Origin of the sequence: Photobacterium aphoticum (assembly GCF_001029435.1) — a bacterium.
Taxonomy (GTDB): Bacteria; Pseudomonadota; Gammaproteobacteria; order Enterobacterales; family Vibrionaceae; genus Photobacterium; species Photobacterium aphoticum.
Genome location: NZ_LDOV01000032.1, coordinates 36,248 through 48,901, shown reverse-complemented (window position 1 = coordinate 48,901; position 12,654 = coordinate 36,248). Strand labels below are relative to the sequence as shown.

The window sequence follows — 12,654 nt, the reverse complement described above, 5'->3', positions numbered from 1 at the left end:
TGCGAGGTGCGAGGTGCGAGATGCGAGATGCGAGATGTAGTGGTCAACGAAAATTGGCCACTGTTTTAGAGCAATTCCAGAATAACCGTTCTGACTCATTTGGCGTCAATCCACCATTGTAGTCATGTGGTCTGGTATCACTGTAATAGCCAATTATGTAATCGATAATCAACTGCTTTGCTTGTTGCAAACAACTGTAGCCTGTTGCCGGGACCCATTCTGACTTCAATGATCTGAAGAATCTTTCCATTGGACTATTGTCCCAACAATTCCCCCTACGACTCATACTCTGGGTCATCTGGCATCGCCAAAGGCACTGTCTAAATTGTAGGCTTGTATAATGGCAGCCCTGATCAGAATGAAACATGATTCCTTCCGGTCTGCCTCGACTCTCATATGCCATCATTAGAGCTTTACTCGTTAGCCGACTATCCGGTGATAGTGACATGGCCCAACCAACCGGTTTTCTGGCAAATAAGTCCAAAACAACCGCTAAATAAGCCCAACGAGAACCGGTCCAAACGTAGGTAACATCACCACACCAAACCTGATTCGGCTCCGTCACCGCAAACTGGCGATCAAGCAAGTTAGGAATATCAGGACGTTCCTTGTTTGCCGTTTTGTAGCGATGCTTAGGAAGCTGACAGCTTACTAAACCAAGCGCCTTCATGTACTTACCAGCGAGATAGCGACTAAGCTTGTGCCCTCGATTCGTTGCGATTTGAGCAATCGTTCGAGCTCCAGCGGATTGGTTACTTTCACGATAGATCGACTTGATCTCGCATTCCAATTTCAGTTGTTCAGGCTTGATCGCAGTATCTCGGTTAGCCCAACTTCTGTAGCTACTGCGATGAACTCTGAAAAGGCGGCATAGATAGCTCACCGCATAGCTCTGCTTGAGTTTCTCGATTAACGAGAATTGTTCAGGGAGTCGGACATCAAGAGAGCGGTAGCCTTTTTTAGTACTTCCTTGTCCATCTTGAGCTGTTCGATTTCCTTTTTGAGTCTGGCTATCTCTCTTTGCTCATCAGTGATGGGGTGAGCTTGAACGGGTTTCCCATCATGCTCGAGTTGAACCTGACGAACCCACTTACCAAGAGTGGAAAAGCCAATCCCAAAGGCTTCTGCAACATCAGCAATTGATCGCCCTTGAGTAATAACCATCTGAACAGCTTCTAGTTTGAACTCGGCGCTAAAGCGGCGTCGTGAATTGTTTATCATTTTTTCACCTGTAGTAATGCGAGGTGATCATATCACCTCTTATCAGGTGGCCAAATTCAATGTACCACTACAAGATGCGAGATGCGAGGTGCGAGATGCGAGATGCGAGATGCGAGATGCGAGGTGCGAGATGCGAGGTGCGAGATGCGAGGTGCGAGGTGCGAGGTGCGAGAGGACTGCGCCAGGGCGACGCAGTCCGAGAGAGGGGTTAGTTCACCATCATTGAAATGGTGTAGCCCAGTACGGTTGCTACGCCCACGCCGATGAAGCCCGGGATCATGAAGCTGTGGTTCAGTACATACTTACCGATCGCCGTGGTGCCGGAGCGGTCAAAGCTGATCGCCGCCAGATCACTTGGGTAGAACGGGAAGAAGAAGTACGCGTAACATGCTGGGATCACACCGATCAGTACCGCCGGATCAATGCCCAGAGCAAAGCCCAGTGGCAACATGATGGTCAGCACTGCCGCCTGACTCTTCAGGAACACAGACACAAAGAACATGGCAAACGCAAATGACCATGGGTAGATGTTCACCATGCCGCTTACCAGCTCTACCAGGTACGGTTTGTGGTGACCAATGATGGTGTCACTCAGCCATGCAATACCAAAGATGGTGATCACCGCGCTCATACCGGCAGTAAACACGTTGCTGCTCACGATTTTCTTCGGCGAGATGTTGGTTGCCAACAGGATCACTGCACCCACAGACAACATCAAGAACTGAATTGCCACCGACATGCCCACGCCTTTTGGCAGCAGCTCTTTGCTGAACAGGGCGATGATGATAACGGCCAGAATACCCATCAAGAACACCGCCAAACCTTTGGTGGCGGTACGCTGTTGTGCCGCTTCTTCTTCAGCAGAGGTTTCTTGCTCGGCGTCAATCAGGCTGTTGCGGAAGGTTTCATCTTGCAGACGCGCTTGGAACTCAGGATCTTTATCCAGATCTTTACCGCGTTTCAAACTCCACAGACAGCCAACCAACAAGCCGCCCAAGGTGGCTGGAATCGTCACGATTAACACGTCAATCAGGTTGATATCGATGTTATTGCTCATGGCAGTCGCCATTACCACAGCGGCTGCTGCGGCAATCGGGCTGGCGGTGATACCCATTTGCGAAGCGACTGTCGCCATCGCCATTGGGCGTTCAGGACGGATGCCTTTTTTGTACGCCACATCGTAAATCACCGGCAATAGCGGGTAAACAGAGTGACCGGTACCCACCAGCACGGTCAGGGTGTACGTACACAGCGGGCCTAAAAACACCACGTGTTCAGGGTGTTTACGCAGCAAACGCTCGGCGTATTTCACCATCAGTTTCAGGCCGCCCGTCGCTTCCAGCGTGGCAGACGCTGCGACCACCGCCAAAATGATAAGCATAACGCCAACGGGCGGTTTCCCTGGTGCAATCTCAAACACAAATGTCATGACTGACACGCCAAGGCCACCAAGCAGGCCAAAGGCGATACCGCCATACCGAATACCGATCAAAATGACCGTTAGCAGCATTAACAGATGGATCCAAAACATGATTTCCCTCCTGGAAAAAGATAAAAAACAAAAAGTGTGAAATAGGTAAATCAATTAATTCTTGGTTATACAGTGTTTTATGCTGGGAAATTGACGGTGTAGTTCAACAAATACAATTGCTTAACGTTTTTGCAAAATAAATGATTGGGAACTGTGAGGGGGGTCAGAAGTGTGCTTGAGCGCGCTGCAACAAATTTTCATGCAAGAACGGCATGGTTGCATGAATTTTGTACACTGGCGCGTAATTTACGCGTCATTTTTGTACATAGGGTGATAAAAAAAGAGGAATAAAAAAGCGCCCTCACACGGGGTGAGGGCGCTGTATTGGTATCAAATAAGACTTGGTCCAATAAAGACTCCTAGCATAGAAAGCGTTGATTTATCGAGTAGAGAAATATTGTCGTATAACCACTCGATGAACTCCTCTCCATCTAATGTGGCAATATCATGTTGTTCAGCAAGGGATTGAACCTCTTCACTGAGACTACCTGTTGTGATTAACAATTTACGATGGAAGCGATAATCATCGTTGTTGGTAGGGTAATCGATAAGTTGTCTGACACCTTTGTCACTGGTTTGTCCTTTATGATGTTTGACTTGAATGATTAATTGTTCGCGGTCTCCAGTCAGTTCATTATGCCTTTCTGCAAGGATGTCAGCGTCAGTAATCCCCTGAAATTGATTTTTTGCTGGAATAACAGCTTCATACCCATTGATATTAAGAATTTTAGCGATCAATTTTTCTAAACCTTCGCCACCGGAGATAATAGCGGTGTCAGTTCCTTTCTGTAATCGATTCAGGAGTGTTTTCTTAAAGTGATTTTCAGCATCAGTCTGTAGGGAGATAACTTTATCATTCCAAGTGAGTAGTGTGCCGTTACTCAGAGCTTGGCAGTGTTCGTTAAGTTCGTCTGCAAAATCACTGAGATCGACAATAGCTGTTCGTACTCGTAACCTTTTTTGTAATGCATTAGATAGATTGGATCGAGGAATGTATACGATTTCTCCGTCAGTCGTTATGTAGTCTACATGAATGCGATTATGGGTGTTGGGTTGCAATGGTGTCGCAAGAAAGGATTTATTTCCACTAGCGATCGCGAGAATAATGGCTTTGGTCGTGGGAATGACAAGCAGATCGTCTTGTTTGATATTGAAGTATCGCGTTATTTGTTTGCGTTTTTTCCCAATGTTGATGTTTTTTTCGGAGAAGCCATGTTTGAGTAGTGCACTTGCGGTTGTGTACTCTGAGAAGTTGACTTTAGACCAACCGTAACCAACGGTTGATTCTTTTATAAGTGCTTTAGGGCTACGAATTAGTAAATACTGTTTGTCATGCATTACCACATCCTTTGCTAATCATGAATAAGAACTCTGTAGTATATGCAATTTTGTACATTTAATAAAAAAGCGCCCTCACACGGGGTGAGGGCGCTTTTAGGATTCACGGTTCAGTAATCGAGATTACTTGTTCGCTTCTTCCGCTTGTTTTGCCTGAATCGCAGTCAGTGCAACAGTGTAAACGATGTCGTCTACTAGTGCGCCACGAGAAAGGTCGTTCACCGGCTTACGCATGCCCTGAAGCATTGGACCGATAGAAACAAGATCAGCAGAACGCTGTACCGCTTTGTACGTCGTGTTACCTGTGTTTAGGTCAGGGAATACGAATACAGTTGCTTTACCTGCTACTGGAGAGTTAGGTGCTTTAGAAGCAGCAACGTTTTCCATGATAGCGGCGTCGTACTGTAGAGGACCGTCGATCACTAGATCTGGACGCTTCTCTTGAGCAAGCTTAGTTGCTTCACGTACTTTATCTACGTCTGCACCCTTACCAGATTCACCGGTAGAGTAAGAGATCATAGCAACGCGTGGTTCGATACCGAACGCTTTTGCAGAGTCAGCAGACTGGATAGCGATTTCTGCAAGCTGCTCAGCTGTTGGATCTGGGTTGATCGCACAGTCACCGTAAACCAATACTTGGTCAGGTAGCAGCATGAAGAATACAGACGATACGATAGACGCATCAGGTGCAGTCTTGATGATCTGGAACGGAGGAACGATAGTGTTCGCTGTTGTGTGAACCGCACCTGAAACCAGGCCGTCTACTTCGTCGTTTTCTAGCATCATTGTGCCTAGGAAAACAGAGTCTTGTAGTTTTTCACGTGCAACAACGTCAGTCATGCCTTTCGCGCCACGTAGCTCAACAAGGCGAGCAACGTAGTTTTCACGTACTTCATCAGAGTTGATGATTGTTACGCCAGCGCCTAGTGTAACGCCCTGCTGCTCAGCAACACGACGGATTTCGTCTGGGTTACCCAGAAGCACACACTCAGCGATACCGCGTTCAGCACAGATAGCTGCAGCTTTAACAGTACGTGGTTCGTCACCTTCAGGAAGAACGATACGCTTAGCCGCTTTACGTGCAAGTTCAGTTAGCTCGTAACGGAATGCAGGTGGGCTTAGACGACGCTCTTTGGTTGAACCTTCAGTTAGCGATTCAATCCACTGGCCATCGATGTGGCTAGCCATGTACTCGTTAACCATTTCAACGCGTTCTTTGTCGTCTGCTGGTACTTCTAGGCTGAAGCTCTGAAGGTTCAGAGAAGTCTGCCAAGTGTTACCTGGAGCCGTCATTACAGGTAGGCCTGTTTCGAATGCGCGATCACACAGATCCATTACCGCTTTTGGTAGCTCGTAGCCGCCAGTTAGCAGTAGGGCACCGATTTCAACGCCGTTCATTGCTGCAAGACATGCTGCAACGATAACGTCTGGACGGTCAGCAGAAGTCACAAGTAGTGAACCTGGACGGAAGTGCTCAACCATGTGTGGGATAGAACGTGCACAGAACGTGATGCTCTTAATGCGACGTGTCGCCATTTCGCCTTCGTTCAGTACTTCAGCGTTCAGGTGCTTAGCAATGTCTGTTGCACGTGTTGCGATCAGCTCTGCGCTCCAAGGTGCACAACCAAGTACACGGATTGGGCTAGAGTTGAATACCTGCATCACTTCAACGTGAGAAGGAACAGTTGCTTCTGCATCATCAAAGATTTCAGACAGGTCAGGACGAGTACGGCCTTCAGCATCTACAGGTGCGTTTAGTTTGTTAACGATAACGCCAGAGATTTGCTTGTTCTTGATGCCGCCGAAGTTAGAACATGCTACTTCGATGCGCTCTTTAAGCTGTGCTGGGTTGTCTGTACCAGGAGAGACAACGAACACGATTTCAGCGTCTAGCGTCTTCGCGATTTCGTAGTTGATCTGGTTAGCAAACGGGTGCTTACGCGTAGGAACTAGACCTTCGATAAGGGCTACTTCAGCGTTCGCTGTAGACGCTTTGAAGCGTGCAACGATGTCTTCTAGTAGTACATCGCTCTTATCGTTACGGATAAGCTCTTCAGCACATGCCATTGAGAAAGGTTCTGCTACTTTCATGTCACTGTTAGCAGTGATGATAGTAGTGGTCAGGTCAGGCTGATCGCCGCCGTGACGTGGCTGAGCGATAGGCTTGAAGAAAGAAACGCGAACGCCTTTGCGTTCCATAGCGCGAAGTACGCCTAGGCTAACGCTGGTTAGGCCAACACCGGCGCCAACCGGAACAAGCATAATAGTACGGGACACAGTGGATTCCTCAACTATTGAACATACAGTATTGTTGAAACGAGGAGCGACTCCACGCTTGAACAATACCTCTAAATAGGGTCATCAGGGGGGCGATATAAACGCCACCATGAAAAAACGGCCGGCCGAGGCCAGCCGTTGAAAAACGCTTATCGAGGATTAGATTTCAGCTAGACGCGCTGTATCTTCTGCGATAACTAGTTCTTCGTTAGTAGAAACAACCATTGCAGGAACACGGCTGTTTGCAGTAGTGATCACACCTTCGCCGCCGAAACGTGCTTTTAGGTTAGCTTCGCTATCTACTTCAACACCTAGGATAGCTAGACGGTTAAGAACCATCTCACGGATAGGTGCAGAGTTTTCACCGATACCGCCAGTGAAAGTGATTGCGTCTAGACGACCTTCTAGAGAAGCAGTGTAACCAGCAACGTACTTAGCTAGACGGTGACAGAACACGTCCATTGCACGTGTTGCTTCTTCTTTCTGGCCGTAGTTGTCTTCAACGAAACGACAGTCAGAAGTCACTTCAGTCAGACCCTGTAGGCCAGACTCTTTAGTTAGCATGTTGTTGATTTTCTCAACAGAGTAGCCTAGGTTGTCGTGTAGGTGGAAGATGATCGCAGGATCGATGTCACCACAACGTGTACCCATTACTAGACCTTCAAGAGGAGTCAGACCCATAGACGTGTCTACAGACTGGCCGTTCTTGATTGCACAAACAGAAGCACCGTTACCTAGGTGACAGTTGATGATGTTTAGTTCTTCAACTGGCTTGCCAAGGATCTGTGCAGTCTCACGAGTGATGAACAGGTGAGAAGTACCGTGCATGCCGTAACGACGGATGCCGTGCTCTTTGTATAGGTTGTATGGAAGAGCGTATAGGAACGCTTCTTCAGGCATAGTCTGGTGGAACGCAGTATCGAACACAGCAACGTTTTTCAGTGCTGGGAACGCAGTTTGTGCAGCTTTGATACCGATGATGTGAGCAGGGTTGTGAAGCGGTGCAAGAGTTGCACAGTCTTCGATACCTTTTAGTACTTCGTCAGTGATCAGTGCAGACTGAGTGAACTGCTCGCCGCCGTGTACAACACGGTGACCGATAGCAGCTAGGTTTTCAGCTAGTTCTGGCTTAGACGCAAGAATTGTGTCAACCATAAACGCTAGTGCTTCTTCGTGCGCTGCGCCTTCACCTAGTTGTGCTTCGTGCTTACCATCAAGTTTCCACTTGATACGAGCTTCTGGAAGGTGCAGACATTCTGCAAGACCTGACAGGTGCTCATCACCTGAAACAGCGTCAACAACAGCGAACTTCAGAGAAGAGCTACCGCAGTTAAGAACTAAAACCAGCTTAGACATGAGAGTGACTACCTATAATCTGTCTGAAAGTTGATATTCAACTAATAAAAATTACCCATAGGATAGACGACTTTTCAAAAGCACGGTCTATCCCGGGTCAAATTCGTGTTACATCCATATGGGATAAGATTGAGAAACCCGAATCTTGGGCCATCCATGAAGGTGCCATCGGTTGCCAGAACGGTGATTACAGGCAACAATAAATGTAGGCGTGCTTAGGATAGCGATTGTTACGCAATATAACAAAAAGATTTTTAGAAAAAATTAATTTGAATCAAGTTTGTTATTGCTGCTTTTGAATTTTTACTGATTTTTTTGATACTTGGTGCTTTTTGATACTTGGTGGGTTATGAGTCAACAAATCTCAATTTGGCAGTCTTTTCGTCACGGGCAGGACTACATGGCCATCTGGCCAATGCGCAAAGAGTTGGCCCTGTTGTTTCCCGAACAGCGTTACATCAAGGCGACACGCTTTGCGATGCGCGTGATGCCAGCGGTGGCAGTACTGAGTGTACTGAGCCAGATGGCCTTTAATAATTATGACGCCTTGCCACAGGCTATTTGTATCGCGCTGTTTGCGTTGAGCATGCCGTTGCAGGGGTTGTGGTGGCTGGGCAAACGCAGTCGTACGGATTTGCCGCCGTCACTGGCCAGTTGGTGTCGTGAAATTCACGATAAGATCACGCGGGAAGGGTATGCGTTGCAGCCACTGCGTGCGCGTCCGCGCTATGTGGAGTTGGCGCAGATCTTAAATCGCGCATTCAAACAGCTGGATAAAGGCGCGTTGGAACGCTGGTTCTAACGCGGCGCTGGCTTTCATGCGGTGATCGCCGTGCTTGATGCACTGTGACGTTTGCTCTTTGCCTGAAAAAGGGCACAAAAAAAGTAGCCATCGGGCTACTTTTTTATGGGTGACGGGCGATTACTCGAAATCGAAATCGTCGTCAGCCTGTGCTTTCTTCTGGCGTGCCGCTGGTTTAGCCAGGATTTCCAGATAGAAAGACGTCAATTCTAGGGCTGCCACTTCATCAATACGCTTATTGATTTCCTTTACGTGGATTTCCTTTGCTTCCTGCTCAGTATGGCCAAATCGACAGTCAAAATCCCAAAAATCAGCGCCCGCTGGTAGCTTCTTGTTGCGCTCACGCTTCAAGTATTTTTTTACTTCGAATTTAACAGCGTCAACAACGCGTGGTACTGCTTTTTTTGGGTGAGTTAAAGCAAATGTCTTTTTCATCGTCTTCCTAAAGTCCAAAAGAACCCAGAACATGCCGGGATAGGGAGTATGTTACTGCAAAAATGCCGTTGTCGCGAATACCGTGTGATGATCACAGTTTTTGGGGTGGCTGAAGTATACCTTTAAACGATTCAGGCAAGAGTCAGGTGGTGTTGTCATAATGCAACTCGGAGATAGTAGCTGTCTCTCTCTTTGAACCCCACAAGCTTGGCCGCCGGTGGGGTTCTGTCTATCTGGCGCTGGGTAAAGCGCGCGTTGAGACGTATTTTTCGCATCTCGCCTCACTACCCATAAACCCCTTACTCTTCCCGACAAGTCCCCATTGAGACAGACGTAAACCGTTTTCGCATCGACTGCTGCATTTCTTTTTCACTGACATAGCGTGCCGGTAAGGCTTGTACTGTGAACGGGTAGTCCGGTGCATCGGCCGGCAGGCTGTCTTGGTCTGTGATGGGCGTGATCATCACCACCGTTAACTGCGGCGCACGAGCCGCAATTCTTGAGGCTAAACCCAGCCCTTGCGCCACATGAAAGCGGCCAGCGGTATGGACGACTTGGCGGTGGGGAAATTGCGCCAAATGCTTCACGATGCTCTCTGCCATGGTGTCATCCCAAGTGGTTTGCGCGGCAAAGAAGTGATTATTTCCCCCATGGTGGCCATGCATGCCACCGCCCATGCGTTCATGGAAGGTTTGCTGATAGGCATCGTTATCCAGCGTCAAGCTGTCGGCCACCCAGCTGCGCTCAATGGGCGGCAGGCGGTGCAGGTAGTCAGGGCCGAATTTCCCCACACAACGGACAATAGCGCGTGGCGCATTAGCGGCAATCACGGTCAATTGCTGTTGCTTGGCAAACTCGACCAGCGGGCGGTAGTCACTGCGGTAATTGGGCCAGGCCTTGGCTTGGTGGATCAGCGTTTCTTCGCCAATCTCTCCGGCGAGGTACTGATTCAGCACATATTGTTTATCGCGGCTGAATTGTTCCATTGAGAGGGTAAGGTGAGGGCGCTTGGCATACAGCGCAGCGAGCAGATCCGCTTGCAAGCGATGGGTCGCCGGATGGCCGTGCCACTCGCCAATCAAGATCACATCGGCCTCTTGAAGGGTGTCGACCAATTCTGCCAGTGTCCAGGTGGGCAGTGGCGTATCGTTATTCTCGCTTTTGCCTGTCGTCGATGTCATGGATGGATGCAAGGTGTAATCGTACAAGGTGGTTGGCAAAACCGATGCGGTGAGTGAGTCGGGTGCAGTGGAGGATGACTGGCTACAGCCACTCACTATCACGGTGAGGCCAAGGGCGCAAATTAACCGTTTGAGATCCATCGTACTTCCTCACAGAGGGCAAACCGTAAGTATAGTGATGAAACGGTATGGCGATGAAAATGGCGCGAGCGATAAAGCGTTCTTAACACAACGGGGCCAGTACCGTCTCGGTAAACTGACCCCGTTGGATATGCCTAGTTAGGTATGGCTTATGCTAAACGGCGGTACACGCGAATGGCAAAGTCGGCTTCACAGTGGCGTTGCTCGGTATTGGCCAATTGTTGCCACACGGCATCACTGGTTTTCCAGGCAAACGGCGTCATCTGCATCAGCGCTGTGGCTTCTTCCCCGTTCAGTGTCATGTCGTAGTGCAACTGCATGTCTTCGACCAGTTCAAACCCTTCAATGTTTTCAACTGGTACATCGTGCAGACGGACATCGTCGTAAATCATTTCTTTTAGCTGATACAGGTGACGCGGTGCCGGTGTCACAGCCACCAAAATTGCCCCGGTTTTCAGGGTGCGTTGCAGTTCATCCGCTTTACATGGGGCATAGATGCGCACCATGCCATCCAGAGAAGCTTCGGCAAACGGCAGACGATGGCTGGAGGCGACACAGAAATCACACTGTGGGTAGCGTTTGGCCGCATAGCGTACCGCCACTTTTGAAATGTCCAGACCGTGCACGGTCATCTCGGCATGGTCAGCTTTCAGTGCATTAGCAAACGCGGCAGTGTAGTAGCCTTCACCACAACCGATATCCAGCAGTTCGCGGGCATCTTCTGGCAGGTACTGGCGCAGTTTATCAATCACCGTGGCACGCAGCGCATCGTAATGCCCGCCTTCCAAAAACAGACGACGCGCCTGCATCATCTCTTTGTTGTCACCCGGGTTTTTCGAGCTTTTATGGTGTGCCGGCATCAGGTTGACATACCCTTCTTTGGCCTGATCAAACTGGTGGTTGTTAGCACAGCGCCAGTTTGTTGCGTGTTGTGCCAGTGGTTGGTGGCAGAGAGGGCATTGGTAAGACATAAAAAGCACCGAAAAAATAAGATGACCCGTATTGTAATCGCTCGCCTTTGTGACCTGCAAGACAGATACCCCGCTGAGGGCCATCACGATGGACAAAAACCCCTTCTCCATCGGCTAAAAAAGTCCAGCATTAACTTGCCTATGTAAGCATTATGTTTCGCTTTTGTGATCTTACGCTATGCTTTTTATTCACGCATGACTCAATAAGCAGGCTTAAAACAATTCACTGCATGAGTCATCGGTGATGCATTGCTTTCTGAATACCCGTGAGTGGACAACATGAAAGCGGATAAAAATGTACAACAGGAGTTGAGCATGACAAAAGCAGTACAGGCAGTGGTACTACCGGCGTTATTGGTCGCAGGTTTTGCGCAGGCAGGCACGATTTACCAAGGGGAGGATGGGTCAACCATCGATGTGTATGGCCGTTTGGCGTTTAACGTGACGGACAAAGGTTCGGAGGATGTGGAAGGAAAGTTTGATGCCCGTTTAGGCCTTGGCGGCTCCCAAACCGTGAATGATATTATCTCGGTGATTGGCTGGGCGGAATATCAGGTCGGGGCGGCAGAATACGCCAATAACCTCAATGACGAAGACGAATTGACCGCTCGTTATGTGTGGGCGGGGATCGATGCCGCACAATACGGGACTTACACCGGGGGGCGTGTGGCATCCGGTTTGATCATGTTTACTGACATTGTCGATGTGTTCGCCGCATCAGATATTGGGATCGCCCGTCAGGTAGCAGACGTGGATCCTACCGCCACGCAGGTGTTCCGTCAGGACGGCACCTTGCAGTACCAGAACAGTTATGAACTGCTCGATGTGTCGGTCGCTTATATCATTGGTAATAACACGTCAGATTTGAAAACCGGTTATAACATTGCCTTGCGCTATACCTTTGATTTGGGCGAAGGGGGCAAGCTGGCGCCGGTGGCGATTTATCAGTACGACGAGAATGAGTCGGAAGCGGAGTACTACGTATGGGGTGTCGGTGGCAGTTACTACATCGGCGATCTGACAATCGGGGCGATTTACTCGGAAGACGAAGTGAAGCGTAACAACGTGAAAAGCACCGATGAAGTGGCCGAATTTGCGGCGGTATACGATGTGGATGACAACTGGGTGCTGCGCTTAGGGTATCGCTGGCTGGAAAACAGTGACGGGGATGAGCTTGAACTCAAAGACACCACGCTGGAAGCGCAATACCGGTTGACGTTACGTTCTTCCTTCTTTGGCAGCTATGTGTTCCGTGACGGCGACAATGGGACATCCGGCGGATACGGCGGTGATGCGGATGATGATTACTTCTTCCTGGGTCTGCGTTACGAATATTGATCCTGCGCCTTCCCGGGTAGGAGAGGCCTGAAACAACAACGCCAGCCGATGTCGGCTGGCGTT

The 12,654-nt window shown here is 49.1% G+C and carries 10 protein-coding genes; 2 read left to right on the top strand and 8 right to left on the bottom strand.

Annotated elements, in window-relative coordinates; all coding sequences use genetic code 11:
• Positions 1-43 precede the first annotated feature (43 nt).
• From ABT58_RS17855 to ABT58_RS17830, 5 genes are all read right to left on the bottom strand, one after another.
• Positions 44-1,221, bottom strand: a protein-coding gene (locus ABT58_RS17855) for an IS3 family transposase (RefSeq protein ID WP_107205131.1) whose coding sequence is annotated in 2 segments (ribosomal slippage) — positions 44-963 and positions 963-1,221 — 1,179 coding nt in all. Because the reading frame shifts where the segments join, the coding sequence is not laid out codon by codon here.
• Between the two features lie 208 nt (positions 1,222-1,429).
• On the bottom strand, positions 1,430-2,752 hold the full coding sequence (locus tag ABT58_RS17845; protein ID WP_047875803.1) for an anaerobic C4-dicarboxylate transporter: 1,323 nt from the start codon (positions 2,750-2,752) through the stop codon (positions 1,430-1,432).
• 330 nt (positions 2,753-3,082) lie between these two features.
• Positions 3,083-4,090, bottom strand: coding sequence for a restriction endonuclease (locus ABT58_RS17840; RefSeq protein WP_047875802.1), 1,008 nt, complete (start codon positions 4,088-4,090; stop codon positions 3,083-3,085).
• Positions 4,091-4,213: 123 nt separating this feature from the next.
• Positions 4,214-6,367, bottom strand: coding sequence for a phosphate acetyltransferase (pta, locus tag ABT58_RS17835; RefSeq protein WP_107205132.1), 2,154 nt, complete (start codon positions 6,365-6,367; stop codon positions 4,214-4,216).
• A 159-nt stretch (positions 6,368-6,526) separates the two neighbouring features.
• The gene (locus ABT58_RS17830; RefSeq protein ID WP_047875800.1) at positions 6,527-7,723 is read right to left on the bottom strand and encodes an acetate kinase; all 1,197 of its coding nucleotides are present in this window, start codon (positions 7,721-7,723) and stop codon (positions 6,527-6,529) included.
• Between the two features lie 349 nt (positions 7,724-8,072).
• On the opposite strand from ABT58_RS17830, the gene yfbV reads away from it, so the two are divergent.
• A complete protein-coding gene (yfbV, locus tag ABT58_RS17825) occupies positions 8,073-8,525 on the top strand; it encodes a terminus macrodomain insulation protein YfbV (RefSeq protein WP_047875799.1) in 453 nt (150 codons plus the stop codon).
• Positions 8,526-8,645: 120 nt separating this feature from the next.
• On the opposite strand, the gene ABT58_RS17820 is transcribed toward yfbV, so the two are convergent.
• From ABT58_RS17820 to rlmA, 3 genes are all read right to left on the bottom strand, one after another.
• Entirely contained in the window at positions 8,646-8,960 is a 315-nt protein-coding gene (locus ABT58_RS17820) for a DUF6172 family protein (RefSeq protein WP_047875798.1), read from the bottom strand.
• Positions 8,961-9,259: 299 nt separating this feature from the next.
• A complete protein-coding gene (locus ABT58_RS17815; RefSeq protein WP_047875797.1) occupies positions 9,260-10,282 on the bottom strand; it encodes a ChaN family lipoprotein in 1,023 nt (340 codons plus the stop codon).
• A 149-nt stretch (positions 10,283-10,431) separates the two neighbouring features.
• Positions 10,432-11,253, bottom strand: coding sequence for a 23S rRNA (guanine(745)-N(1))-methyltransferase (gene rlmA, locus ABT58_RS17810; RefSeq protein ID WP_047875810.1), 822 nt, complete (start codon positions 11,251-11,253; stop codon positions 10,432-10,434).
• A gap of 315 nt (positions 11,254-11,568) precedes the next feature.
• Here rlmA and ABT58_RS17805 point away from each other — a divergent pair, with 315 nt between their 5' ends.
• A complete protein-coding gene (locus tag ABT58_RS17805; RefSeq protein WP_047875809.1) occupies positions 11,569-12,591 on the top strand; it encodes a porin in 1,023 nt (340 codons plus the stop codon).
• The last annotated feature ends 63 nt before the right edge of the window (positions 12,592-12,654 follow it).

What these genes read in the sequence shown, in the direction of transcription:
- ABT58_RS17815 (WP_047875797.1), bottom strand. Translation starts at nt 10,282, where the DNA reads ATGGATCTCAAACGGTTAATTTGCGCCCTTGGCCTCACCGTGATAGTG.
- ABT58_RS17805 (WP_047875809.1), top strand. Translation starts at nt 11,569, where the DNA reads ATGACAAAAGCAGTACAGGCAGTGGTACTACCGGCGTTATTGGTCGCA.
- rlmA (WP_047875810.1), bottom strand. Translation starts at nt 11,253, where the DNA reads ATGTCTTACCAATGCCCTCTCTGCCACCAACCACTGGCACAACACGCA.
- ABT58_RS17840 (WP_047875802.1), bottom strand. Translation starts at nt 4,090, where the DNA reads ATGCATGACAAACAGTATTTACTAATTCGTAGCCCTAAAGCACTTATA.
- ABT58_RS17830 (WP_047875800.1), bottom strand. Translation starts at nt 7,723, where the DNA reads ATGTCTAAGCTGGTTTTAGTTCTTAACTGCGGTAGCTCTTCTCTGAAG.
- ABT58_RS17820 (WP_047875798.1), bottom strand. Translation starts at nt 8,960, where the DNA reads ATGAAAAAGACATTTGCTTTAACTCACCCAAAAAAAGCAGTACCACGC.
- yfbV (WP_047875799.1), top strand. Translation starts at nt 8,073, where the DNA reads ATGAGTCAACAAATCTCAATTTGGCAGTCTTTTCGTCACGGGCAGGAC.
- ABT58_RS17845 (WP_047875803.1), bottom strand. Translation starts at nt 2,752, where the DNA reads ATGTTTTGGATCCATCTGTTAATGCTGCTAACGGTCATTTTGATCGGT.